The sequence below is a fragment of the Shinella sedimenti genome (assembly GCF_022601905.1).
In the GTDB taxonomy this organism is placed as follows: Bacteria; Pseudomonadota; Alphaproteobacteria; order Rhizobiales; family Rhizobiaceae; genus Shinella; species Shinella sedimenti.
In genome coordinates this window covers 382,220-407,428 of record NZ_JAKVIN010000005.1, presented here as the reverse complement: position 1 = coordinate 407,428, position 25,209 = coordinate 382,220, and the positions used below count along the sequence as shown (strand labels likewise).

Annotated in this window: 23 protein-coding genes and 1 pseudogene; 14 read left to right on the top strand and 10 right to left on the bottom strand. The window is 59.1% G+C overall.

Translation table 11 applies throughout. The features are described from left to right. Positions 1–19 precede the first annotated feature (19 nt). Positions 20–775 carry an SDR family NAD(P)-dependent oxidoreductase gene (locus MKI86_RS14175; protein ID WP_241601551.1) on the bottom strand — a complete coding sequence of 252 codons (756 nt, stop codon included), beginning with the start codon at positions 773–775 and terminating at the stop codon, positions 20–22. A 170-nt stretch (positions 776–945) separates the two neighbouring features. Between MKI86_RS14175 and MKI86_RS14170 the strand changes: the two genes are divergently transcribed. Next, on the top strand, positions 946–1,821 hold the full coding sequence (locus MKI86_RS14170; protein ID WP_241601550.1) for an AraC family transcriptional regulator: 876 nt from the start codon (positions 946–948) through the stop codon (positions 1,819–1,821). Between the two features lie 62 nt (positions 1,822–1,883). Here the strand turns inward: MKI86_RS14170 and MKI86_RS14165 are convergent. Next, positions 1,884–1,952 (bottom strand): annotated as a pseudogene (locus MKI86_RS14165) (hypothetical protein); the annotation flags it as partial. A gap of 389 nt (positions 1,953–2,341) precedes the next feature. Here MKI86_RS14165 and MKI86_RS14160 point away from each other — a divergent pair. Then, on the top strand, positions 2,342–2,545 hold the full coding sequence (locus tag MKI86_RS14160) for a hypothetical protein (protein WP_241601549.1): 204 nt from the start codon (positions 2,342–2,344) through the stop codon (positions 2,543–2,545). A 157-nt stretch (positions 2,546–2,702) separates the two neighbouring features. Continuing rightward, positions 2,703–3,659 carry a sugar-binding transcriptional regulator gene (locus MKI86_RS14155; RefSeq protein WP_241601548.1) on the top strand — a complete coding sequence of 319 codons (957 nt, stop codon included), beginning with the start codon at positions 2,703–2,705 and terminating at the stop codon, positions 3,657–3,659. A 6-nt stretch (positions 3,660–3,665) separates the two neighbouring features. Here MKI86_RS14155 and dhaL read toward each other — a convergent pair whose 3' ends face one another. From dhaL to MKI86_RS14125, 6 genes are all read right to left on the bottom strand, one after another. Next, positions 3,666–5,432 (bottom strand): dihydroxyacetone kinase subunit DhaL, encoded by a 1,767-nt coding sequence (gene dhaL / locus MKI86_RS14150; protein ID WP_241601547.1) that lies wholly within the window; start codon positions 5,430–5,432, stop codon positions 3,666–3,668. 36 nt (positions 5,433–5,468) lie between these two features. Further along, positions 5,469–6,431, bottom strand: a complete 963-nt coding sequence (locus MKI86_RS14145) for an ABC transporter permease (protein WP_241601546.1) — start codon at positions 6,429–6,431, stop codon at positions 5,469–5,471. Next, positions 6,421–7,920 (bottom strand): sugar ABC transporter ATP-binding protein, encoded by a 1,500-nt coding sequence (locus MKI86_RS14140; protein ID WP_241601545.1) that lies wholly within the window; start codon positions 7,918–7,920, stop codon positions 6,421–6,423. The genes MKI86_RS14145 and MKI86_RS14140 overlap by 11 nt, the downstream gene beginning before the upstream one ends. A gap of 74 nt (positions 7,921–7,994) precedes the next feature. Then, positions 7,995–8,942 (bottom strand): substrate-binding domain-containing protein, encoded by a 948-nt coding sequence (locus MKI86_RS14135; RefSeq protein WP_241601544.1) that lies wholly within the window; start codon positions 8,940–8,942, stop codon positions 7,995–7,997. Positions 8,943–9,469: 527 nt separating this feature from the next. After that, on the bottom strand, positions 9,470–9,808 hold the full coding sequence (locus MKI86_RS14130) for a DUF6616 family protein (RefSeq protein ID WP_241601543.1): 339 nt from the start codon (positions 9,806–9,808) through the stop codon (positions 9,470–9,472). 67 nt (positions 9,809–9,875) lie between these two features. Beyond that, positions 9,876–10,388, bottom strand: a complete 513-nt coding sequence (locus MKI86_RS14125; RefSeq protein WP_241601591.1) for a MarR family winged helix-turn-helix transcriptional regulator — start codon at positions 10,386–10,388, stop codon at positions 9,876–9,878. A 371-nt stretch (positions 10,389–10,759) separates the two neighbouring features. Between MKI86_RS14125 and MKI86_RS14120 the strand changes: the two genes are divergently transcribed. The 5 genes from MKI86_RS14120 (at position 10,760) to MKI86_RS14100 (ending at position 15,167) form a co-directional block, all read left to right on the top strand. Next, entirely contained in the window at positions 10,760–11,536 is a 777-nt protein-coding gene (locus tag MKI86_RS14120) for an SDR family oxidoreductase (protein WP_241601542.1), read from the top strand. Between the two features lie 80 nt (positions 11,537–11,616). Continuing rightward, positions 11,617–12,384, top strand: a complete 768-nt coding sequence (locus MKI86_RS14115; RefSeq protein ID WP_241601541.1) for a sugar phosphate isomerase/epimerase family protein — start codon at positions 11,617–11,619, stop codon at positions 12,382–12,384. A 3-nt stretch (positions 12,385–12,387) separates the two neighbouring features. Next, positions 12,388–13,098 (top strand): triose-phosphate isomerase, encoded by a 711-nt coding sequence (locus tag MKI86_RS14110; RefSeq protein ID WP_241601540.1) that lies wholly within the window; start codon positions 12,388–12,390, stop codon positions 13,096–13,098. Beyond that, positions 13,070–13,609, top strand: coding sequence for a secondary thiamine-phosphate synthase enzyme YjbQ (locus MKI86_RS14105; protein ID WP_241601539.1), 540 nt, complete (start codon positions 13,070–13,072; stop codon positions 13,607–13,609). Before MKI86_RS14110 ends, MKI86_RS14105 begins: the two co-directional genes overlap by 29 nt. A gap of 70 nt (positions 13,610–13,679) precedes the next feature. Continuing rightward, positions 13,680–15,167 carry an FGGY-family carbohydrate kinase gene (locus MKI86_RS14100; RefSeq protein ID WP_241601538.1) on the top strand — a complete coding sequence of 496 codons (1,488 nt, stop codon included), beginning with the start codon at positions 13,680–13,682 and terminating at the stop codon, positions 15,165–15,167. On the opposite strand, the gene MKI86_RS14095 is transcribed toward MKI86_RS14100, so the two are convergent. After that, complete coding sequence (locus MKI86_RS14095; RefSeq protein ID WP_241601537.1) at positions 15,156–16,043, bottom strand: LysR family transcriptional regulator; 888 nt, start codon at positions 16,041–16,043, stop codon at positions 15,156–15,158. The genes MKI86_RS14100 and MKI86_RS14095 overlap by 12 nt on opposite strands. A gap of 335 nt (positions 16,044–16,378) precedes the next feature. Between MKI86_RS14095 and MKI86_RS14090 the strand changes: the two genes are divergently transcribed. The 6 genes from MKI86_RS14090 to MKI86_RS14065 all read left to right on the top strand — a co-directional run bounded on the left by MKI86_RS14090 (position 16,379) and on the right by MKI86_RS14065 (position 24,031). Continuing rightward, positions 16,379–17,608, top strand: coding sequence for an ABC transporter substrate-binding protein (locus tag MKI86_RS14090; RefSeq protein ID WP_241601536.1), 1,230 nt, complete (start codon positions 16,379–16,381; stop codon positions 17,606–17,608). 78 nt (positions 17,609–17,686) lie between these two features. Continuing rightward, the gene (locus tag MKI86_RS14085) at positions 17,687–18,778 is read left to right on the top strand and encodes an ABC transporter ATP-binding protein (RefSeq protein ID WP_241601535.1); all 1,092 of its coding nucleotides are present in this window, start codon (positions 17,687–17,689) and stop codon (positions 18,776–18,778) included. Next, on the top strand, positions 18,765–19,628 hold the full coding sequence (locus MKI86_RS14080; protein ID WP_241601534.1) for an ABC transporter permease: 864 nt from the start codon (positions 18,765–18,767) through the stop codon (positions 19,626–19,628). Before MKI86_RS14085 ends, MKI86_RS14080 begins: the two co-directional genes overlap by 14 nt. Before the next feature lies 1 nt (position 19,629). Further along, positions 19,630–20,430: an ABC transporter permease gene (locus tag MKI86_RS14075; protein ID WP_241601533.1), complete on the top strand. Its 801-nt coding sequence runs from the start codon at positions 19,630–19,632 to the stop codon at positions 20,428–20,430. A gap of 493 nt (positions 20,431–20,923) precedes the next feature. After that, positions 20,924–21,919, top strand: coding sequence for a sugar-binding transcriptional regulator (locus tag MKI86_RS14070; protein WP_241601532.1), 996 nt, complete (start codon positions 20,924–20,926; stop codon positions 21,917–21,919). Between the two features lie 57 nt (positions 21,920–21,976). Further along, the gene (locus tag MKI86_RS14065) at positions 21,977–24,031 is read left to right on the top strand and encodes a bifunctional aldolase/short-chain dehydrogenase (protein WP_241601531.1); all 2,055 of its coding nucleotides are present in this window, start codon (positions 21,977–21,979) and stop codon (positions 24,029–24,031) included. A gap of 101 nt (positions 24,032–24,132) precedes the next feature. On the opposite strand, the gene MKI86_RS14060 is transcribed toward MKI86_RS14065, so the two are convergent. Then, complete coding sequence (locus MKI86_RS14060) at positions 24,133–25,176, bottom strand: substrate-binding domain-containing protein (RefSeq protein WP_241601530.1); 1,044 nt, start codon at positions 25,174–25,176, stop codon at positions 24,133–24,135. Positions 25,177–25,209 lie beyond the last annotated feature (33 nt).

Below are 25,209 nucleotides of genomic sequence, written 5' to 3'. Positions count from 1 at the left end.
CCACCGCTCCGGCCGAGGGTCAGATAACCTGACCGCCCGAAACTTCGATGCGCTGCGCAGTCACCCAGCGGTTGTCATCGGAGAGCAGGCTCGCGACCATCGGACCGATATCGTCGGGTAGGCCGACGCGACCGAGTGCCGTCAGCTGGGCGAACTGTGCGTTTAGATCCCTGTTATCGCGCACAACTCCACCACCGAAATCGGTCTCGATAGCTCCAGGCGCAACGGTATTCACGGCAATGCCGCGCGGGCCCAGCTCTTTCGCCATATACCGCGTCAGGGTTTCGACCGCACCCTTGGCGGCCGCATAGGCCGAGAAGCCTTCATAGGAGAAACGCGTCAGGCCGGTCGAGAAATTGACGATCCGGCCACCGTCAGCGATGAGCGGCAACAGCACTTGGGTCAGGAAAAACACGCCCTTCACGTGAACGTCGAACAGCCCGTCAAACTGTGCTTCGGTCGTCTCACGGAACGGGGCGAATTCGCCGTGACCAGCATTGTTGATGAGATGATCGAACGTTTCGCGGTTCCAGATTTCGTGCAGGCTGTTGCGCAGCGTATCGGCAAAGGCCGGAAAGCTTGCCAGGTTTGCAACATCGAGCTGTAGGGCGACGGCCTTGCGGCCCATGGCCTCGATTTCCGCGATGACCTCACGGGCCTGCGCGGCATTGCCACGATAGACCACGATGACATCCCCGCCGTGGCGGGCAATCGCGATGGCTGTGTTGCGGCCAAGGCCGCGATTGGCGCCGGTGATCAGTGCGATTTTACTCATGGAATGCTCCTTCCGTCGGTGGGGTGAGCCCAAGATGGCGCGGAAGCGCCCCGAACAGTTGCCTGTTCCTCGCCTAGTTTTGCCTGTTTCTGCGAATCTCGATGATATGGCTTGCAAATGAGCCGATATCCTTGCCTGATACGGCAACGAAATTTTCATAAGACGTTCTAATGCACACTCTTCTCGACCTGGTTCGTCGTCATACTAATGGGCATTCCGACCGGTCCGGTTTTGCGCCCACGCCCTTTCGCGGTTTAGGTGCGGTTCGTGTGCTGCATCCAGGCGAATTGCAGGTCGCGGTGCAAAAGCCGCTGATAGCGATCTGCCTTCAGGGCCGCAAACGCGTGACCATCGGGACGAAGAGCTTCGAATATGGCGCAGGCGAAGCCCTAGTCATCACGGCCGATGTGCCGACGATAAGCCAGATTCTCGATGCAAGCCCGTCAGCTCCGTATTACGCGGTCGCGCTTGAGCTCGATGCGGCTCTCCTGCGTGCTCTGGCCACCGAGGCTGATCTGCGTCCCGTCGATTCCGGCCCGATCCATGTCGAGCCGGCGGACGCCGACGTGATGGACGCGGCGCAGCGGTTGATGAGACTGATGGAGAGGCCCTCCGCTCTGCCGGTGCTGGGTGACGCATTGATACGCGAGATGCATTACTGGTTGCTGACAGGGCGGCATGGTGCTGCGATCCGCTCGCTTGGCAGGGCCGATACCCACGCCGATCGTATAGCGCGGGCGGTGGCAGTGATCCGCCAGGACTATGCCAGCACGCTACGCATCGCCGATCTTGCGACAGAGGCGGGAATGAGTGAATCGTCCTTCCATCAGCATTTCCGGGCTGTCACCACACTGTCACCGCTCCAGTTCCAAAAGCAGCTGCGGCTGATCGAGGCGCGCCGGACAATGCTTATGGAACGCGCCGGCATCGCCCACGCAGCCCACCTTGTCGGCTATGAAAGCGTGCCGCAGTTTACAAGGGACTACACGCGTCTGTTCGGAATGCCGCCCGGCCGTGATATGCGTGAAGCGAGGCTGGGTGCTTGACGTCGCTCAAAAGCAACAGGATGTCTGGGCCGCCGATTAGATCGTTCACATCGATAACATGCTCAAAGTGCGTCCCTTAGACAAGACGATGTCCGGAAGCTGCTGGGCGTTTGTCCGAAAGCTTTTCGAAACTCGCGGGAAAAATGTGCCGTGTCGGCGAAGCCGTGATATTCGCGATCTCCATGACCGAGAGCGAGCCACCCGAGAGTAGGTAGCGCCCATAGTTTAGTCGCATGCTTCTGAAGGCCTGTCCTATGGTCTGATTGAGATTTGCTCGAAACAGGCGCTCAAGTTGGCGATGCGAAATCGCACAATAGCGTGCGATCGCAAGGCTGTTGGGTGGCTGGTCGAGCTGCTGCTCCATGAAGTGCAACGCTTTGCGCACGCGGCTGTCGGTTCCATCAGGTGGCAACTGGAAAAAATGCGCCTGCGGCACACTCGCCGGGCGCATCCGTGGATATTATCGGCATCTCGTCCTGGATGACGCGCATCGGCGTGCGTGACAAGACAGGAAACTGAGATGGTCATTCGTCTCATGGCGCTGACCACACTGACCTATCTTGTGCTGCCTTTGGTGGTGGTGATCGGCGTGTCGATCACCGAGAACAATTTTCTCGCCTTTCCACCCCAGGGATCTTGCCGCGTTGGAGACGATGGCGGCTATGCTTGCGGCGCCGGCCGCAATCGCTATGACCCGGTCGATGCAGGGTTTCTCGTTCTGTGATGTCAACAGTGTGCCGGCGGCAAGTTCGCCGGCACACTTTTAATGCAGGGATGTCGCGCACCTTTGACGTTGCCGATATCGGTACCGGTCCGCACCCGGTTGCCCGTCCAGGGCGAAGTCGCTATTTGAGGAGGCGCGATATGGAGTGTGCCACTCAATGCCAAATGAACCGGGATTTCTGGACGAGGACCTAGAGCGCGCGCGCGTTGCCTGGCTCTACTTCATAGGGGGGCAGACCCAGCAGGAAATCGCCCAGAGGATGAATATCACGCGGTTGAAGGTCAACAAGATCATCGGCCAGGTTCGTGATTCCGGTGCCGTGCAGGTGAGTGTTTCGCTGCCCTTGACGGACTGCATCGAACTCGCGGAGGAAGTGTCCGATCGATATGGCCTCGCCGACGCGGTCGTGGTGCCGGACCTGGATGATTACATCGAGCAGAAACGCGTCATTGGCGAGGCGGCCGGAACGCTCGCAAGCGAGCTCATAGAAGACCGCGACATGGGGGTCGGCATCGGGTCGGGCAGAACCCTGAGCTTCGCCGTTCGCGCGCTTCGTGCGCGTCCGCGGTCGGAAAGCTGGGTCGTGGGCTTGACCGGCGGCGTGACAAGCGGCTCGTCGACGAACACGTTCGAGGTTGCGACGGCGTTCGCACGCGCTCTCGGCATCGAATGTCATTATCTGACGGCTCCAATCTACTGCGCAAATCCCGAAAGCCGCGATGCGGTGCTGCTGAACGACGAGCTCACAGATGTGCTTGCGCGAACAGAGATAGCGGATGTGGGCATCGTTTCATGCGGTGCGCTGACGCAGGACACCTCGCTCACCCAGATCCGCGTCGTGAAGGACAATCTCGATACGGTTCTGAAGCGCGGCGCCGTGGGAGAGTTTATGGGGTGGTTTCTGGACGCACAAGGTCGCCCCATCGATCATTTTCTGAACGAGTCGATCATTGCGCTGCCGCCGGAAAAGCTCAAGCTCAAGCCGATTTCTGTGCTGGTTTCGGGCGGTATCCGCAAGATACCGATCATCCGCGCTATTCTGCGCGCCGGCTACGTCAATCGGCTCGTTACGAATGAGGGGGTTGCGCGGGCCCTCCTGCAGGGCCCGCGCTGAACTCGTTTAGCCGCGCGCTTCTTCAAGCGCTGCTGTCATGGCGCGCAGAGTGACGTAGGTCGATGCCGCACCGGGGTCTATATGGCCGACGGAGCGTTCGCCGAGCTTGGCGGAACGGCCCCGCCGCGATTCCAATGCCGCGGTAGCCTTCATGCCGGCCTCGCTGCCATCTCTTGCCGCAACCAGCACCTCAAGCGACGAGCCGCCACTGGCCGCTGCCTTTGCGGCCGCTTCGACAGCCGGGACCCATGCATCGACCATCGTCTTGTCGCCGGGTTCGGCCCGCCCGCGGTCGCGGATACCCTGGCAGGCCGCATTCAGCCATTCCGCCATGCCCACGCCGTCGAGATTGAGGCGGTTGCTGACAGCAGTGCCCGCTCGCAGAAATGCGGTGGCATAGAGCGGGCCGGAGGATGCGCCGACCGCATCGAGGAACGCCTTGGCCATTCGCTTGCAGATGGATTCGATCGTCTCGTCGTCCTGGGCATCCTTGAGCGCCAGTTGGACGGCTTTCCAGCCGATTTCCATTGTCACGCCGTGGTCGCCGTCGCCGATCACGCCGTCGAGTTCGGAAAGCCAGTTTTTTTCGGCGATGATCTGCTCACCCACCGTGTCCATCATCGCCTTGAAGATGGCGGGCGTCACGTCACCCTCCGTAACGAGAACGCCGGGCTTTCCGTCGGAAGGAGCCGTGCTTTCAACCAGTTTCGCGCTTTGGCGGGTGCGCGACGCGACACCACTGCTCTTCTCGAACGTGCCAACAACGAGGGCGGGGGTGCGGCACGGATGGTCCAGCAATGGCTGGAGCGTCTCGTCGAGCTTCATCACTGTGACCGATGCGCCGGCCATTTCCAGCGATGTCGCGTACTCACCGACCCAGGATGCGTGGATTTCGATGCGAAGTTCATCGAGGCGCTGCTTGACGCGGCGGAAGATGACGTAGAGCTCTATCTGCGAGGTCGCGCCCAGCCCATTCACCAGAACGGCGACGCGCTGCCCGGCCTCCACCTGAAGTTCCTTCAGGATGGCATCGACGAGTTCATCCGTCACTGCGTCTGCCGTCGCGAGCTTCTGGCGGCGGATGCCGGGTTCGCCATGGAGCCCCATGCCGATTTCCATCTCGTCGTCGCCGATCGTGAAGTTCGGCTTACCTGTCTGCGGGAGCGAGCAGGGGCTGAGCGCCACGCCCATCGATCGGGTCGCATCGTTTGCGGCCTGCGCGAGCGCCTCCACGCGCGCCAGCGGCTCGCCCAGATCGGCGGCGGCGCCAGCGATCTTGAAGACGAAGAAGTCGCCGGCGATGCCGCGCCGTTCGGACTTCCGTTCGACCGGCGCAGAAGCAACGTCGTCGGCGACCGCCACATGACGCACCGCGATGCCGGCCTGCTCCAGCTCTTCCGCCGCCATGGTGAAGTTGAGCACGTCTCCTGTATAGTTTCCGTAGAGCATCACAACGCCGACGCCGCCATCCACCGCCCGCGCGGCCTCAACGATGTGCGACGGTGATGGAGAGGCGAAGACATTGCCGACTGCGGCGGCATCCGCAAGACCCCGGCCGACATAGCCTGCGAAAGCTGGCTCGTGCCCAGATCCGCCGCCCACGACGATGCCAACCTTGCCGTCACGCGGACCATCGACCGCAACAACGGCGCGTCCGGTTTCCCCCTCCACCCGCAGCATGTCGGGATGCGCGCCGACCATGCCTTCGATCATCTCGGCGATGATGTTTTCTGGTGCGTTGATCAGTTTCTTGGTTTTGACTTCCTGGTTCATTCTCTTGTCTTTCGTCAGATCGATGCAGCCGATGCGTCACGCGTCGCGACGCAGATAGCGGCGGGAAATGGCGTCGAAGGAAATGGCGAGTACGACGATCGCGCCCGAGACGATACCCTGCCAGTAGGGCGAGACGCCGAACAGTACGATGATATTCTCAATGATTGCGATGATGCCGGCACCGAAGATGGCGCCGATCGGGCTGCCGACGCCGCCGGTCGTGGCTACGCCGCCAATGACGGATGCCGCGATGGGCGCGAGCACCCATGTTTCGCCGATCGACGGCTGGGCCGTGCCGAGGCGGGCTACCATGAGTACGCCCGCAAGGGCGGCGATCGCGCCGGCGACCACGAACACGAAGAGACGGACCTTGTCGACCTTGATTCCGAGCATGCGCGCGCCGGCCTGGTTGTTGCCGATCGCATACATGTAGCGGCCAAAAGGCGTCTTTAGCATCACGAAGGTGGCGACGGCCAGCGCCATCAGCATGATCACAAACGGTACGGGCATGCCGAGGACATCACCACGGCCGAGATACTGCACGTCTTTCGGGATGCCGGTGATCGCCACGCCTCGCGTCAGGACGAGGTTCGCGCCGCCGAAGATGCCGGCCGTGCCGATGGTCAGCACCAACGAATGAAGCCTGAGCATGGTCACGAGCAGACCGTTCACGAGGCCAAGAGCGGCACCGAGCAGAACAGCCAGAAGCATCGCGGAGTAGGGTTCCACTCCTAGCCGCACCATGAGAATGCCGGAGATGACGCCGCACAAGCCGCCGATCACGCCGAGCGAGAGATCGAGTTCGCCGAGCACCATCAGCATCGACTGTGCGATCGTGATGAGGCCGACGAAGGCGAGGCCGCGCGCGATGACGGACAGGTTGTAGGGCGTCAGGAAATAGGGGGAGATCAACGCCGAAAGCGTGAAGATGACGGCCAGCGCGACGAAAACGCCGGCAAGCGGGCTGCGCGTCAGAAGTGCCAGGGGTTTAGTTTGCATCGGCTTTCGCCTCCGTGCCAAAGATGGCGCCTACGAGTGTTTCATTGTTCGTCTCGGCGGTATCGAACGCGCCGGTGATGCGGCCATGATGCATCGTGATAATGCGGCTTGCGCACTTCTTGAGTTCATCGAGCTCTGACGAGACGAGGATGACGCCCACGCCCTCTTCGGCAAGGCCCTTCATAATCCGGTAGATCTCGGTCTTCGTGCGAATGTCGATGCCCTTTGTCGGCTCATCGAAGATCAGCACGCGAGGTCTTGTTGCCATGGCCCGGCCGATGATTGCCTTCTGCTGGTTGCCGCCGGACAGTTGCGAGATGCGCTTGCCCATTCCCGAGGTGCGGATGCCATATTCGTCGATGATCTTCTGTACGGCCTCACGCTCGCGCCCGCTGCTGATTCCCAGGGTGCCCTTCGTCAGCGACAGGATGGAAATTCCGATATTTTCACGCAGCGACAGCAGCGGGAAGATGCCGTGATGCTTTCGCTCTTCAGAAAGATAGAGCATGCCGCCATCCACCGAGGCGGCCGTGTCGTTGAGTGTCCAGGCCTTTCCCTCGACCGTGACAGTGCCCGCTTTCGCTTTGAGGAAGCCGAAGATCGTCTGCATGACCTCGGAGCGGCCGGCACCCACGAGTCCCGCAAAACCGAGGATTTCGCCGCGACGCAGCTCGAAGTCGACATCCTGGAAACGCGGTCCGGAAAGCCCCCGGACGCTCATGATCGTGTCGTTGATCGGACCTTTCGGACGAAAATGCTCTTCAAAGGCGATGTCGCGACCCGACATGGCGCGGATCAGGTCGGCTTCGGAAATGTCGGCAATCTTTCCGCTTTCGATCTTCTCGCCGTTGCGCAGGACCGTGTAGTCGTTGCCGATAGCGAAGACCTCATCCATCTTATGGCTGATGAAGACGATGGCGTGATCGCGATCGAGCAGGCTGCGGATCACTCTGAAGACCCTGTCGACCTCGACGCGCGTCAGGGACGACGTCGGTTCGTCGAGGATCAGCACCTTCATATCTGCATTGGTGCAGGCGCGGGCGATCTGAAGCAGCTGCTGGTCTGAAACCGAGATGTTGGCCACAAGTTCGCGCGGATCGGCCTCGATGCCGAAGCGTTCGAGATAGCCGCGTGCCTCCTCGACCAGAGCGCTGCGGTTGACCAGAAGCCCGCCATGTCCCGTCCGGCTGAACGGCATGAACAGGTTCTCGGCAACGCTCATCTGGGGGAAGAGATTGAGCTCTTGCGGAACGTAGGCGACATTCTTGTAAAGGGATGGGTCATCTACGGGGTTGCGACCGTCGATGAGGATATCGCCGCGGGAAGCCCGGTCCGTGCCGGTCAGGATTTTCACGAGGGTCGATTTGCCCGCACCATTCTCGCCCGCGAGAATATGCGTGCGGCCGAGTTCAATCGACAGATCGACCCCGTTCAACGCGGTCACGCCGGGAAAATCCCTGCCAAGGCCGCGGGTTTCAAGATAAGCCATTGGGCACCTCAGCGCCTGAAAGAAATGGAGGAGGCGCGGGAACCCCGCGCCTCAGGCCATGCGATCCTTTCGGATCAGCCGCCCACATTTTCCTTTGTCAGGAAGGCATTTCCGGTGTCCAGATAGCCGGGGACCTTTGCGCCGGTAGTCTGCGCCCAAAGCAGCATGACAGACCAGTAGCCCTGCAGTTCCGGCTGCGAAGCGGACGAGCTGTCAGCAACGCCTTCCCGGATCATGTCGAGCATTTCCGGCAGGTTGTCGAGACCGACGAGCGTGACCTTGCCCTGTTTGCCGGCTTCGACGATCGCCTGGCCGATGCCGATTGGGCCGGCAGCGTCCGATGCAACCCAGCCCTTGAGGTTCGGGTTTGCCTGCATGATGGCGGCAGCCTGCTGCTGGGCCGTTTCGATGCTGTCATTGTCGATGCCTTCGGCGACGACCTTGATACCCGGATGTTCGGCGAAGACCTGGCGGTGGCATTCAGCGCGGATCGAGTGGTTTGGCGCCGTCGGAACACCCTGCATGATGGCGACTTCGCCTTCGCCGCCAAGAACCTCGACGAGGCGGCGGGCCGCAATCTTGGCCTGCTCGCAGAAATCCGAACCGATATAGGGAATGGCCATGCCTTCCGGCGGTACGGAATCGAAGATGACCAGCGGAATCTTCTGGTTCTGGGCTTCCTCGAGGGAGGCGCGGTTACCAGAGGGGTCAAGCAGGTCGAGCGCCAAGCCGTCCGGCTGGGTCGCAAGTGCGCTGTCGATGATCTGGTTCTGCTGAACCACGTCGGCAGCCTGCGGTGCGGAATAGATGACTTCGACGTCGGAGCCAGTCTGGGCCTTGATGGCCGCGGCTGCGGCCTGCGCACCCTCGTTCACCTTGTCGAACCAGGGATGCACGACCTTCGGCACGACAACGAAGCGGTAGGCATCCTTCTTGGTAGTTCCTTCGGCGTCCTGAGCGGTCGCGGTGAAGGGCAGAGCAAGCGCAGTTGCGCATGCCAAAAGTATGGCGATTTTCTTCATGATGGTCTCCCGTGGGTCAGGCGAAGTCTCCTCCCGCCTGAATGGTGCATGGCGGCCTCGAATCCCGTAACTCTCGGCCTGCGCGCTATTTGATACACATGTAAGTTTAAAAATACAAGAGTAAACGCGACGGCGCGATGGGCGAAAACCAGCACGCGGTGTGATGCGGCCTGCCATGCGATTTAGTTTCGGAACTCTCACGGGCGTTGACTGGATTCGCGATTATTCCAGTTCGCTTGGTTGCGGATGGGAAGAGCGCCACGCAGACGCATCGATGCAACCGCGCCGCCCATTATCCGGCCGGTCTCGTATATCTGACTGGCTTCAGTGCAGAATTCCTGTTCGCCTGGATCAATTTTACCCGCGGATCCCTCACGCGAGTATGCCAGCCAGCTGCGCACAGCTGACATGGCCTCGCCGCCTCAGCGAGGTCTGGGTTTGCATCGGTAACGTTGCGGTTTCTATGAATGAGATAGAGGCCCGCCACCATAAGGTCGCGGGCGGTCAACTGCCGTGCTGAGGCGGAGCTACGCGGCTGCAAGTTGTCCCAAGTGCCGATTAAGGTCGCCGCCGACGCCCGTTGCGTTGATGGTCTCAAAGTATTCATGCCATCCCGTGTCTGCAATTGCTGACAAAAGCGCGTCCATACTCGCTTGATCGGGGGCACGCCATAATGCGAAAAACTGCTGCGATGCGGAATGGAGTGCGGTGCTTTCGACTTCGCCCGAGGCAAGGGGCTCGATGCCCCGCGCGATGAGGGGCGCCATTCCCGCGCCGACAGTCTCGAAAAATTCGCCGCGGCTGGCCTGATCCAATGCAAGCCAGGCAGGTCTGGGACTATAAAGTTCGGCAAGGTAGTAAGTCATTCGAACGCCTTTCTATTGTCATTTCATGCGGAATGCGTGAACGCAGTGCGTGTTTTGCGTATGTGGTTCATAGAGGTTGCTGCGTCGCCGTATCTGCATCGACGTTGAGCCGTGCTCGTTGCAAAAGACCGCTCAGCGTATTGCGGCTTGGGCCGTCAAAGTTTTTGAAAAGCGATGCAATCCAGCGGCTGTGCTCGTTGAAGAGGTCAAGCGCCAAGGCTTCTCCTGCTGTGGTAAGAGAGATCACAAGTTTGCGCCGATCCACGGCATCGGGCCGACGGGCAACCAGGCCACCATGCTCAAGGCCATCGAGTAGCCCCGTAATCGTCGCTCGTGTGACGCCAGCCCGTGCAGCCAGTTCATGCGGCGATAGCCCGTCTTTTTTTTCGTGGAGGAGAAAAAGAAGCACGAACTTGCCTTCCGACAGACCGTGCGGCGCCAGCCTGTGCGCACAAGCTCTGTCGATGGCTGCGGCCAGCGCGAGGACCTCGAAACATAGCCGCATATTCTCGACGCCGTGCTGGCCTCTGCGTTGAGCCTCATGAAGCAATGCTGTGTGCTTTTGTTCAAGCTCTATCATATGGCGGCGTATAATATGGCGCCTAATTAAATGCAAGAGAAAGGTGCTGTCATGCGCGCCAGCGTGACACTTAATTAATAATCTCGGCCAATCAATCATTCCACTCTTCGTCATTGTTGGCACCATCGCCGCATGCATAATTTGGCCAGGTCAGATGGCCGGCCGGTTACCACGCCCGCCACCAAAATATGAGCAGTATGAAAATTCATCGATGGCGAGCTCACCGATGACGGCATGGGGTGGTGCGCGTCTTCGCGCCTGGTGCCTGCCATCTGATCCGCCGATTTCCGAGCCCGGAAGGTCGTACGACGTAATTCGCAAAGCCTTTTGCCTACGGGCAGACGGCGAAATCACTGTGGGAAAGGTTCACTGTGGGTATTCTTGAAAAAATGCGGCTGGACGGCAAGATCGCGTTCGTCACCGGTGGCGCGAGGGGCATCGGGAAATCCATTGCGACGGCCTTGTCCGAAGCCGGAGCACAAGTCGCTATCGTCGACCTCGATCTGGATGAGGCTCAAAAAACATGTGCCGAAATATCATCGGCGACCTCAAACAGATTGATAGCGATCAGGACGGATATCACCAGCCCTCAGCAGGTGAGCGAAATGATCGATCGCATCCTGTCGGAGTTCGGCAAGCTCGATATCGCATTCTGCAATGCCGGCATCTCAAACGAGGTCGCTGTCGAGGATGACACCTACGAGGATTGGAAAAAGATCATCGAGGTCAACCTCAACGGTACGTTCCTCACCGCACAGGCTGCTGGGCGTGTCATGCTGAAGCAGGGCAAGGGCTCCATCATCTGCACGGCGTCGATGTCCGCGCATATCGTCAATGTTCCTCAGCGTGAAGCGTCCTATGCGGCATCCAAAGCCGGGGTCATTCAGATGTGCAAGGCGATGGCCGTGGAATGGGCAACGCGAAACGTTCGCGTGAACACGATTAGCCCCGGCTACATGGCGACGGAAATGACCCTCAACTCGCCGGCGCTCGTTCCGCTCATCGATCAATGGAACGAACTTTCGCCCATCAAGCGCATGGGCAATCCGGAAGAACTGCAATCGATCGCCGTTTATCTGGCGGGCGATACCAGCTCCTTCACGACGGGTTCCGACTTCATCGTTGACGGCGCCTACACCTGCTTCTGAGCGTGCTGCATGGACCATGAAGTCCTGAAGGGAATGAAATGATTTTATCGTGCACCAATATCATGGTCCCCGGAAAGACGTTGACCGAGAAAGCACATCTCCTTCGGCGTTGGGGCTACAGGGGCGTGACCGTATTCGCGGACCACGCGGGCTGGAACGACGAGAAGCTCCAGGAACTGCTGACGCTTGAAAACAACACCGGCGTCGTTCCCTGCGAGTTTCTCTTCATGTCCCCCGCAGCCGGAAAGCTGATGAGCGACAATGCGGACGAGCGGGCTGCGACGAAGGCCCTCTATATCGAAGCGGCGGAAGTATGTGCCAAGATCGGCGCAATCACTGAAATCGAATATTTGCTCGGCCCTCAGGATCCTCTGCCTCTGTTCGACGTCTACAAGCAAATGACGCCAGAGCAGGAGGAGGATTTCCTGGCGGCATACAGGGAGATTGCTCAAGCGGTTGCAGGCACCGAGGCGGCCGTCCTTCTGGAAGGCATAAACCGCTACGAAAGCCCATACATGAACAGCATCGTCGACTGCGCCCGCGTAGCTGCGAAGCTCGACATGAAGGAGGTGGGTGTCCTGCCGGATTTCTTCCACATGTCAATCGAAGAAGCCGACATCGCCGACGCCATTGCCGCGGTCGCGGGTTCAATCCGGCATGTGCATCTGGGCGACAACAATCGGTGCACGCCGGGCAAGGGCAGCATTGACTGGGAGCGTGGCCTGAAGGCCCTCAAGGCAACGGGCTACGACAAGTTCATCAGCCTGGAATGCAGCACGATGGGGAGGCCTGATGTGACCTTGCCCGAAGCTGCCGACTACCTGAACAGAATTCTCGCCAGGATCTGAGTTATGTTCAGGCCGTTCAAGCTGAAGGCGCCCTATTTCGAGATCGGCCCCAAGGTCTACATGCATGGCGACGAAGCGCTTGATCTGGCGCTCCACGCCGATGCGCTGTGCCGGACGTTCGGTGTCGATATCATTTTTACGGCGCAGTACACCGATATTTCGAGGATCGCGCACGAGACCACGCATTTGAAGGTCTTTGCCCAGCACATGGATGCCAATCCGGTTGGCCGGGGTGTCGGTGCGGTGTTGCCCGAAGCCCTCAAGCAGGCCGGCGCCGTCGGCGTTCTGTTGAACCATGCGGAAAAACCGTTGAGCCTTTCGGTTCTCAACGAAACGATCCGCCGCGCCGACGAGGTCGGGCTTGCCACGCTGGTTTGCGCCGCCACCGTCGCTGAGAGCGCGGCGGTGGCGGTGCTGGAGCCCAATATGGTGCTGGCGGAATCTCCGGCCCTCATCGGTGGCGGCAAACGCAGCGACGACGATGCGCTGGAGGTCGAAAGAATTAACGCGGCCGTGCGGGCCGTGGGCAAAGACATTCTTGTGCTGCACGGGGCGGGCATCACCGACGAGCATGACGTCTACCAGATCATTCGTTCCGGTGCGGATGGCACCGGCTCGACAAGCGCCATCATGCGTGCCGCGGATCCGAAGGACATGCTGTCGCGGATGATTGAGGCGATGAGCCGTGCGCACCGCGAAAGAACCACAGATTAAAGGAGTTGGACGCATGCCCGTGTTTCATAAAACGATACCGGTCAATTCGCCTCATGGCATCTATTTCGAAGACGTCACCGACAAGGTCGCTTCGATCGTTGCGGAGGCCGGCATCAAGGATGGCATCGTGGTCGTGTTCAGCCAGCACACCAGCTGCAGCGTGCTGATCCAGGAGGATTCAGAGGGGGAGACCTATGCGAAGATCCCCCTCATTCTCCAGGACACGATCAATTGCCTGGAGAAGATCATTCCCGATTGCAAATATGAAGGGCAGTATCTCCATCCGGGCCCGTATCACACCAGCCAGGCCTTCGAACTTCGCGGCGAACTCAATGCCTGGTGCCTGAATACCGATGGCCACATCCGTTCCTCCCTGCTCGGCCGCTCGGAAAGCATTCCCTTGCTGGACGGTAAAATGACCCTAGGTGAGTTCGGCCGGATCTATTTTGCCGATCTGGACCAGACCCGGCCACGGGAGCGCACGGTTCGGGTGCAGATCGTCGGCGAATAGCGGAGCCGAAAGCCACGCTAAAGGGCAGCCGGCTGACGACAATATCGTGGAAGAAGGAGTTGTGCCACCGATGGGGATCATCAGCCTCGATCTGGGAACAACCAACATAAAGGTTGCCTGCTACACGCGTGATCTGAGACAGATCGCGCTGGAAAGCAAAACCGTAGCCTATATTCATGCGGACGGCTTCATCGAGTTCGATGCCAAGCAGTATTTCAGCGATATCGTCAGTCTGATCCGGTCCTGCGTTCAAAAATCGGCGGCGGCTGCAGACTGGCATCCGAAGCAACTGGTCATCACCGGGCAGGCGGAATCGCTGGTTGTTTCGGACGCGCTCGGGGAGCCGCTTCGAAACGGCATTTCGTGGCTGGACATGCGCTCCCGAAGCGAATGCGATGAACTGTCGGCGCTGTTCGACAAGACGACATGCTATCAGGTGACAGGGCAGCCGGAGATCATTCCCACCTGGCCGCTCACCAAGATCCTTTGGCTAAAGCATCATGAGCCGGAATGCTTCAACAACGCTGCGAAGTACCTTCTCCTGAAGGACTATATCATCTTCCGGCTGACTGGCCATTTCGTCGGCGAGCACTCCATCTATCCGTTCTCTCATTATTTCGACATCGTCAACAAAACCTATTGGGAAGCGCCCCTCAAGTATTGCGGGGTCGATGTCTCCCAGCTGCCGGCTCTCGTCGAGCCTTGCTCCGTGATTGGGGAAATCCGGCCCGACATGCGGGAGATGACGGGATTGCCGCCGGACTGTGTCGTCAACGCGGGGACGCTGGATCACTTCGCCGCCATGATCGGTACCGGTAACACCGTGAATGGTATCGTAAGCGAGTCTGCGGGGACAGTGTCGTCGATCGCAACCCTGGTCGAAAACCCGTTTTCGGCAGCTACGGCTGTGCCAGTCTATTGCGGGCCATTCAAAGGCAGCTACATCTATCTTCCGGTATGTGAATCCGGTGGTATCAGCCTCGAATGGTTCAAGAGCGCTTTTTTACCCGACATCTCCTTTGCAGATGTGGATGCGCGATGCAGCCGAAAGACGGTCGATCCACGATTGACGTTTTTGCCCTATCTGACCGGCGTAAACCCACCCGAGTTCGACCCCAATGCGACCGGCGTGTTCTTCGGCGCGACCATTGCACACGACGCTTATGACTTTGCCCTGGCCATCATGTGCGGCGTTGCCTGCCTTTTGAGAAAGAACATCGAGAACCTGCAGTCGTCGGGCATTGCCTTCGAGAAAATCATCTCGACAGGCGGAGGCGCAAAATCGGCTTTGTGGTCCCAGATCAAGGCCGACATCTGCGGAATGCCGGTTGCAGTTCCGGCTGAAGAAGAGGCTCCCAGTCTCGGTGCGGCCATCATCGGCGCGGTGTCCTGCGGGTTCTATACGACCTATGAAGAGGCGGCAAAACACTGCGTCGAGATGAAGACGATTTACTATCCGAATTTGCAAAATCCAGAAGCCGACATGCAATATCGACTGTTTTGTCAGCTATACGATGCACTCGGGCCTGTCTTTTCCCAGTTCCCGTCAGATCGATGACGAAATACGCCTGACGACGTCAATGAAGTCAGCCATGAGCGCCGTGGGAGAACCGCGGTGGCCAATCCCGATAATGCATTCTCGCATGTCTGTGATGTCACGGAATACAACGCCAGGGCGGGCGTAGTATCGCGCCGTACTATCTGCCGTGATGCTGATGGCGCGTCCCATGGCGACGGCTTGCAGTTCGGACTCGACGGTTGCAACCTCGAGCACGACTTGCGCCGGGTGCTCCGCATCCCGATATTCTCCCGCGAGCCAGTAGTCCCTCCATTTTCCCGGTGTCGGAGCACCTATCAATGGCTCGTCCAGTATATCCGCAAGAACAACGGATTTCTTAGCTGCCAGCGGGTGTCCAGTCGGAAGGCAGGCGACGCACTTCTCGCGTGTGATTTCAACGATATTGATGTCGTCCTCCCCAATCGGAGGGCGGATGATTCCGCAGTCGACCTCGCCCGAAATCAGACCGGCACTCGGATCCGAGAAATCGTATTCCTTTAGTTTGAGGATTGCGCCTGGCCGCACCCGCTCGAATTCCTTGACGATCGCCGGTATAAACTCCACTGCCGTGCCGATCATGAAGCCGACGCGCAGCTCGCTCTTGAGGGCCAACTGGACCCGCCGTGCCTCTTCCTGGAAAAGGTCCATAGACCGGCTGACCGCCAGTGCTTTTGCCAGCATCTGTTCGCCAAATGGCGTCAGGCTGACTGCGCGTGTTGTGCGTGTGAACAACGGGAATCCCGCATTTGTCTCCAGCTGAATGATGGTCTGAGAAAGGGCTGGCTGCGAAACGTTAAGCAGCTCCGCCGCCCGACAGAAGCTCTTCTCCTGCGCGACGACGATGAATGACTTTATATGCCGCAACTGAATATTCATAAGCAGAGATGATAAATTTGCGAACCCTTTGTTGTCAATTGTCGACGTGATGGAGCGACCTATGAAAACAGGTCGAGGCGGCATCGCAGTGTGGCGGCGAAATATGGAGTATTGATAAGTTGTGTGAATTAATCAATTCGCCAATCGTCCTTGTTGCCAGTGGCTTTCTGGTTCTTAATCACAGTGAAGGAAGGGCATGGGCGCGTACTGGAAAAATGACGGATCGTCACGATTTTGGAGGCTTGGTACTGGCGCCCGCCACTAGTCCCCGGCGCCACAAACGTCCGTATCAATGACGTCATCAAGCCATCAGAACGCGCAGCCTTGCCACTGACGTGATCCAAGTGGCAACAGACCATTATTGTTTAAATACAAGCAACATGACGACCAAAACAACGAAGGGGAATTCCTACATGTTTGAGACCAAGCTCACACGCAGAAGCATTCTTGTCGCTGGCGCCGCTACGGCGCTCGCTGCACCGTTCGTGCGCCCATCCTGGGCCGCTCCGGATACGGTTCGTGCGCTGATGTGGGAAGCCTATCTTCTTCCCGACCAGATTACCGCCTTCGAGGAATCGAACAAGGTCAAGTTCGTTCCTTCCTTCTTCGATGGCAACTCGGAAGCCTACAACAAGCTGCGCGTTGGCGGCTCGAAAGAATTCGACCTCGTGCAGGCGGATGGATTTTGGCCGCAGCTATACTTCCGCGAAGGACTGTTGCGGGAGGTGGACTATTCAAAGGTCCCTAACTCGTCGGGCTATCTGCCGGAGTTTGGAGCCGAGGTTTTCAAGGTGCTTTCCGATCCGCAGTCCGGCAAAAAAATCGGCTTCCCATTCTGCTGGGGTGCTTATGGGATTACGTATGACGCCGGCAAGGTCCAGCCGGAACGAACCGAGACGCTCGAATGCATGTTCAGCTCCGACTACTCAGGCATGCTGTCGACCAGCGCTCGCTTCGAGGAGAACATTGCGCTCGCGGCGCTTCTGGTGACGGAGCGCCTAGGTAGCCGCGACAAGCCCCGCCCCGATGGAAAGCCGTTCAATCCGTATGTTTTGTCCGATGAGGAGCTTGCGGAGGTCGAGAAGCTTTTGATCCAGCAGAAGAGCCTGCTGCTCACGCGATACCAGGATAATCCTACTCTCTTCCAGCTTCTGCAGAGCGGCGCCGTCGTCGCCGCAACCGAGTTCGCTCAGGTCTTCCGGCAGTTGCTGACGGCCGAAGCGCAAGGAGCGGCGCCCGTCGACTTCCGGCATGCGCTGAAGATGAAGGAAGGCGGCCTTGGCTGGGTGGACACCTGGCTGGTCACATCGGGCGTTCAGGATGGCAAGAAGTTCGACCTCTGCAACAGCTTCATCGATCTGATGATCTCGCCCACGGTCATGAAGAAGATCGGCGAGGTGGCTGGCTGCTCAACGACCGTCGATCTGCGTTCTATTTCCAATGAAACGGAACGTAAGCTGTTCTTGATGGATCGCTCAAACGAGATCGCCGACCTCTTCATGTTCGATCAGCCGTCCTCGCCTGAAAAGTGGGAACGCGTCTGGTCGAACGTTCAGGCAGCGTGATCGATCAGTTCATCCTCCCGGGGGTAGGGCGGCTCGGGGCAGTTTCCTGCCCGGGCCGCCTGTAACGCAGGAAATCTCATGAGCAACACAAGTTCCTATATCCGCATCGACAAGGTGTCGCGGCGTTATGGCGCCTTCAAAGCACTGGACGACGTCAGTCTGGACATCTCCAAGGAAGAATTCATCGCCATCCTAGGGCCGAGCGGCTCGGGCAAGAGCACTTTGCTGCGCCTTATTGCCGGTCTTGATCGGCCGACGGAAGGCCGTATCCATTTCGAGGGAAAGGACGTCACCGAGCTTGCGCCTCACAAGCGAGGGATCGGTATGGTTTTCCAGGAGTTTCTGCTCTTTCCGCACAGGACCGTAAGGGAAAATCTCGCCTTTCCCCTGAGAATGCGCAACGAGGCCAAGGCCGAGATCGAGGAACGGGTTGAATGGGTGGCGGGCATCCTGTCGCTGAGCACGATGCTGGACCGCTATCCCAGCCAGCTTTCGGGCGGTCAGCAGCAGCGTGTTGCCCTTGGCCGAGGCCTTGTCGCACGGCCGACGCTCCTGCTTCTCGACGAGCCACTGGCCAATCTCGACCGCGAACTTCGGCAGGAGATGGAGATCGAAATCCGGCGATACCAGAAACAGCTCGGTATTCCCTTCATCTATGTGACGCATAACCAGGAGGAAGCGCTCTCGATGAGCGATCGGATCGCGGTCATCAATAACGGGCGGCTTGAAGCCCTTGGTGAGCGGCAGGCGATATACGATCACCCGCAGACACCGTTCGTCGCTCGTTTCGTTGGCAAGTCGAGTAAGTTTCAAGGTGTCGTCCAACCTGACGGGGCAACCGTACGTCTCGCCCGACATGACTACGAATTCGCGCTGCCGCCGGACAACAAATTCAAGCCGGGCGATTCAGTCGAGATTTTCGTCAAGAACGAACGGTTTGACATATCCAGCAAGCAGGATGGCGGCGTGGGCATTCCATCCACGGTGGTGGACGTCGTATTGCGCGGGCCCTTTCTCGAATATGTGCTGGAAACCGATCGCGGCGACACGGTAATCGCCGTCAAGCCGAAGCGGAACGATCCGATCCCGATCCGGGAACGAGTCCTGCTTTCGTGGAACCCGGCCGATTGCCATATCTTCAAGGACGGAGCTGACGATGCAAGACGCTAATCTCCAGCGCCGCCTCATTCTCGATATCCCGACCGGTTTCCTGTTGCTCTTCTTCGTCATGCCGCTGGCGGCGCTGGTGACACTGAGTTTCTGGCAGACCGAGAACTACAAGATCGTCCATGAATGGACATTGATGAACTACGGTACGCTTGCGACGGAGCGCGCCTACATCACCTTCTTTCTCCGCTCGCTCGTCATGGCGATCGGGGTATCTGTCACGCTGGTGGCCTTGTCCTGGCCGATTGCCTACTTCATCGTTCGTTACGGGGGGCGCTACCGCATCATCTTTTCGCTTCTTCTGGTCATACCCTTCCTGTCGGGCGAGGTCCTCCGCCTCATCGCGCTGCAGGGCATGCTCGGCCCTGCGGGGCTGGTCAACGGCGCCTTGATCCGCATGGGGGCAGCACCTCTTCGAATGATCATGTATTCCAATGCGGCATCGTTCATCGCCTTCATTTATCTGCATCTGCCGCTGGTGGTGACGACGATCTACCTGTCGCTGATCAACTTTGATTTCCGGCTCGCTCATGCCGCCAGCGCCTGTGGCGCCAACCGGTTCCGGATCTTTACCGAGGTCGTCTGGCCGCTCAATCTCTCTGGTACGATTGTCGGCTTCATGCTCGCCTTCATCCCGACCCTCTCGGCTTCCTTGGTGCCACGCTTCCTCGGCGGACCCAACGGCACGCTGTATGGCATGTCCATGGCTCAGCAATTCGGTGAGTCAGGGACTTGGGCTCTTGGTGCCGCTATGGGTGTCGTTCTCTTCCTATTCTCGGCGATTGCGCTTGCGATCCTGAGTTATGGCGTGGATCTCCGCCGAACTGGCTTTACGGGATTGGGGAGACAATAACATGAACCCGAATTTTACAGATTCACTCATCAAATGGACGCTGGCAGTCTTCCTCGTCGTGGTCTTCGCCTTCCTCTATATGCCTATCGTCCATATCTTGTTCGCGTCGCTTTCGACGCGTCCAAATTTTCCATACCCGCCGGAGTTCAACGTCGCGAGCTATATCCGCCTCTCGACCAACACCGTCTACCAAAGCGCGTTCCTCAACAGTCTGCTGCTTGCTTCCTGCACAGCGGTTCTGTCGACCGTGCTTGGCTTTCTCGCAACCGTTGGCGTTTTGCGGTTCGCTGGCAAGCGGGCGCTGATTTACGCCATATTCTTCGCCGCACCTCTGTTCGTTTCCGAAATCCTCCTGGGCATTTCGAGTATGGCGCTTTACTACATGCTATTCGAACTTCAGGGGAACATGCTGACTGCAATCATTGCGAACGCCGTGCATTGTTTCAGCTTCTGCTTTCTGATCATGGCGGCGATGCTCTACAAGTACGACTGGCGAATGAATGAAGCGGCGATCGTCTGCGGCGCCTCGCCTCTGCGTTCCTTCTTCGAGATCATGCTGCCAATCACGTGGCCGGGTATCATGGGCAGCCTGATCACCGCATTCGTCCTGTCCCTAAACGGGCTGGATGTGTCCTTCTACCTTCTGGGGGCAACGCCGACCATGCCGTCTGTCGCCTGGGGAGCGCTTCGCTACGGCGTCAAGCCTGAGCTTTACGCTCTCTCAAGCCTCATCAACATCGTCGTTTTTGCTATGATCATCGCACTGCTTGTCGCCATCAGGCTGAAACGAAAAGCCGCTTAGCCGGCAACGGCCTGTCGTTAGAAGGGGGAGAAACTGCAATGATGCATTCGTTCTCAGCTGCAATATTCACTGAGTATCGCAAGCTCGGAAAATCCATGTCGATGTTTGAATTGCAAATTTCGGCATGGGACTTCATCCGGCGTCATTGCTCGGCTCTCCTTCCAACCCGGAATACAAACCCGCCGGGCAGCTGATCCAACACGTTCGATAGACTCCGGACACAGGCGAGAGAGGTGAGTGGACAAGCCGCAACTACTATGGTTTGCGGCTTGTCCATTTCTTAATCGGAGCAGTTGCCATCACAATGCGAGAGACCTTGCCGATCGGTCCACGCCTGTTGAACAGCCAAACTTCCGCCGCCTCGTATCTTTCTTCTGTCCCGGGTTCCAAGCGCCGTGAGACGCCACTGGTCGAATCCCTATAGCATGAAGCCATCTGTTGACTTTTGTCAGGCGTATTGACTAATGTCAGGGTATCGACAGATGGAGCCCTGATGCCAATCCGAGCCAACGACCAGATCATCCACAAAGCCGCTTGGCTGTACTATACGCATGGCCTGCGGCAGGATGAGGTGGCGCAGCGGCTCGGAATTTCCCGTGCATCTATCGCCATGTATCTCCGCAAGGCGCGTGAGATGGGCATCGTGACCATTTCGACATCCTCGGAATTGTTCTCGGACGACGTGCTGGCGCGGGAACTTGAGGATGCTACAGGCTTGAGCACGGCATGGCTTGTGCCCGAGGACCGTCAGGCAATGGACCCCGCGTCGGAAATGCCTGTTGTCGCAGCATCCGTCTTCCTGGAACTGCTCAGTAAGGGCGACAGAGTGGGTGTTGCTTGGGGAAGGACCGTCTACCACATCGCCGATGTCATGCCGTTTGCGGACCTTCGCGGCGTCACCGTCGTGCAGCTTTGTGGCAATCTCGGCGCACCCTATTCCTATCGTCCCGACCAGTGCACTACGGAAATCGCCCGGCGTCTGAATGCCGAGGGCATCAACTTCTACGCGCCGCTCGTCCTGTCTTCCGAACGTCTCGCGGAGGAGCTGCGCGGTGAGCCCGTTATCAAAGAACAGCTGGCAACGATCTCGGATTGCAACCTTGCACTCTATTCCGTCGGCGGTATCGAGGACGACAGCCATCTTGTCAAATGCGGTGCGTTGTCGGCGGCCGACATGCACGCCATGGGTGAAAACGGAGCGGCCGGCGTCATTGCCGGCCAGCTGATCGATCACGACGGCCAGTGGATGGACTGCAACCATAACCGCCGCTGCATTTCCGCCGACCTTGATTCTATCAGGGCAATCGAGAAGCGAATGCTGGTTGTGCAGGAAGACAACAAGTTCGAACCTTTGATGGCCGCTTTGAAGGGCGGTTTTGCCTCGCATCTGGTCGTGACCACCTCGATGGCGCGCCGCATCCTGGAACGCTGGTCCAGGGAACGGCTTGACAGTAGGAGTACGGCCAAGGGCAGCTCGGGCGAGGTTTGAACCAATTCTTTGGGTCCGCCGATGCCGGCTGGACCGGTTTATCGGGAGGATGAAAACATGGAAAATCTCTGGCGCGACGACGAAGCCGAAACGGTCGTCGCCGGCTACGCCGCCAAGGGCGTGAACCGCGATCTGGCGCTGCGCACCTATACGACCCGGCTCTTGGGCGGGGAGCCGCGGCTGGTGTTGCACGGCGGCGGCAACACTTCCGTAAAGACCGAAGTGACCGACCTTGTCGGCGATACTCATGCCGTGCTCTGCGTTAAGGGCAGCGGGTGGGACATGGGCACGATCGAGCCGCCGGGCCTGCCCGCCGTGAAGATCACCGCGCTCCTCAAGAGCCGCAAGCTCGACAAGCTCTCCGACGAGGATATGGTCACTTTGCTGCGCGCCAATCTCATCGACCCTGGTGCGCCGAATCCTTCCGTAGAAGCGCTGCTACACGCCTTCCTGCCGCACAAATTCGTCGACCACACCCATTCGACCGCCATTCTTGCCATCGCCGACCAAGCGAAGAGCCGTGAGATGAGCGCCGAACTCTTCGGCAAGAAAATGGGTTTCGTGCCCTATATCATGCCGGGTTTCGCACTCGCCAAGGCGGCCGCCGAAGTGTTCGAACAAGACCCGACGGTCGAGGGTCTGATTCTCGATAAACACGGTATCTTCACCTTCGGCGACACTGCCAAGGAAGCCTATGAGCGGATGATCCATTACGTCACGGTCGCGGAAAACCACGTCAAGAAAAACGGCCGCAACCCCTTCACTCCAGCCACTCTGCCCACAAAGCTCGCAAGCCCGGCCGATATCGCCCCTATGCTGCGTGGCGCAGTGGCCGTAGACAAGGGCGAAGGGCGCTATGATCGAATGGTCAGCGTCTTTCGCTCGTCCTCGGCCATTCTCGATTTCGTCAATGCGGCTGAAGTTCAGGATATGGCCGCGCGGGGCGTCTCGACACCTGACCTCTCGATCCGCATCAAGACCGGTCCGATGGTGCTGCCGGCACCGGCCGAGAGCGACCTGGCGAGCTACCGCACAGTCATTGACCAGCACGTTGCCGCCTTCGCGGCCGACTACACGGAATACTTCCGCAGCAACGATGCCCGCGACGACGTCAAACGCATCATGCTCGATCCGATGCCGCGCCTGACTCTGGTCCCGGGCCTCGGCATGTTCGGCCATGGCCGGACCTTCAAGGATGCAACGATCGCCGTCGATGTCGGTGAGATGTGGATCGAGGCGGCGCGCGACGCCGAATCCATCGGCCGCTTCGAGCCGGTGAGTCGGCCCGATCTCTTCGATCTCGAATATTGGTCGCTGGAACAGGCAAAGCTCGCTGGCGCCAAGCCGAAGCCGTTTACCGGACAGGTGGCGGTGGTTACCGGTGGGGCTGGCGCCATCGGTGCGGCCGTCGTCAAGGCATTTGCCGCCGAGGGCGCGCATGTCGTGGCACTTGATTTAGACGGTGAAAAGGCAGCAGCGGTCGCCAAGGCGGCTGGCAACAATTCCATCGGCATCGCCTGTGATATCACCGACCCCGTCTCCGTTCGTACCGCCTTCGACAGGGCGGTCGCCACCTTCGGCGGCGTGGATATTGTCGTTTCCAACGCGGGTGCCGCTTGGGAAAGCCCGATCGCCACGATGGATGACGCGCTGTTGCGTAAGAGTTTCGAGTTGAACTTCTTCGCCCATCAGACGGTCGCGCAAAATGCCGTGCGCATCATGAAGACGCAAAAGACCGGCGGTGTGCTGTTGTTCAACGCCTCCAAGCAGGCGGTCAATCCCGGAGCGAAATTCGGTGCCTACGGCCTGCCGAAGGCGGCGACACTCTTCCTGTCGCGCCAATATGCGCTCGAGCACGGCGCCGATAACATCCGCGTCAATGCCGTCAATGCCGACCGCATCCGCTCCGGCCTACTGAATGATGAGATGATTGCCAACCGCGCGGCCGCCCGCGGCCTTTCTGTAAAGGAATATATGGGCGGCAACCTGCTCGGCCTCGAAGTGACGGCGGAAGACGTCGCGCGCGCCTTCATACATCACGCGCTTGCCGAACGGACGACCGCCGATGTCACCACGGTCGATGGCGGCAACATCGCAGCGGCGATGCGCTAATCTCCAGGCGGGGCAGGCAACTGCCCCGCTTTCGTTTTAGCCGCATATGCAAAGAGGGGCGGCCCGATGGGCCGCCCCTCTTTGGTTCCAACATACGGAAATCAGGGCTTCGGCATCCAGCTAGGCATGGCGACATCAGCATGGGCGAACTGCGGCAGCTTGGCGCCGAGCTGCTCCATGTTCTTGATGTCCTGATCGTTGAGGTCTTTCTGGGTGATCAGCGTCGGCGGTACGATGACCTGTTTGCCCGGGTCTTCTCCGGCAAGCAGCATGGCGAGCGAGCGTATCGAGACCTGACCGACCACGGCCGGGTTCGTCGCAGCCGTTGCGACCCACGCCGAGCCGGACTCACGCATCGCGGCGATGTCCGAGGTCGAGATGTCGGCCGAATAGATCTTGACGCTGGAGGACAGGCCCGCTTCGTCGACGGCGATCTTCACGCCCTTGGCGAATTCGTCATAGGGAGCGAACATCACGGTGATATCAGGATTGGCCGAAATGACCGAACGCGCCTGATTGGCAACCGAGTTGGCGATCGGGTTGTCCATCGTGCCGAATTGGGCGGCCTCGTTGATGCCGGGATATTTCTTCTTGAACTCCTTCCAGGTCTCGTCGCGGCGGTCGAGCGGCGCGATGCCCGCGACATAGACGTAGCCGGCCTTGAAGCTTTCGCCATTGTCCTTGACCGCCTGTTCAAGGGCGAGACGGGCGAGGTCGCGGTCCGACTGCTCGACTTGCGGGATCTTGTCATTTTCGACATTGACGTCGAAGGCAACGACCTTGATGCCGGCATCGACCGCACGCTGGGCGGCTTCCTTCATGGATTCCGTCAGGCCATGCTGAATGATGATGCCCTGTACGCCGAGCGCGATGGCCTGATCGACCATGTCGGCTTGGAGCGCAGCGTCCTGGCGGCTGTCGAAGACCTGAAGCTGGACGCCGAGTGCCTTGGCCTGCGCTTCCACGCCGGCAAGGTAGGATTGGAAGAAGTCGCCGGTCGAGAGATAGCGCACAAGCGCGATCTTGACGTCGCCGGGCTTGTCGAATGGCTTGGGCATATCCGCCGCAAACGATGGCAAGGCAAACGAGGTTGCGGCCATCAGCCCCAGCGTCAGCTTGCCCAGGGTTCTACGCGTAAAATTCATATCAGTCTCCTCCACTGGTGAATTTCTGTTGTC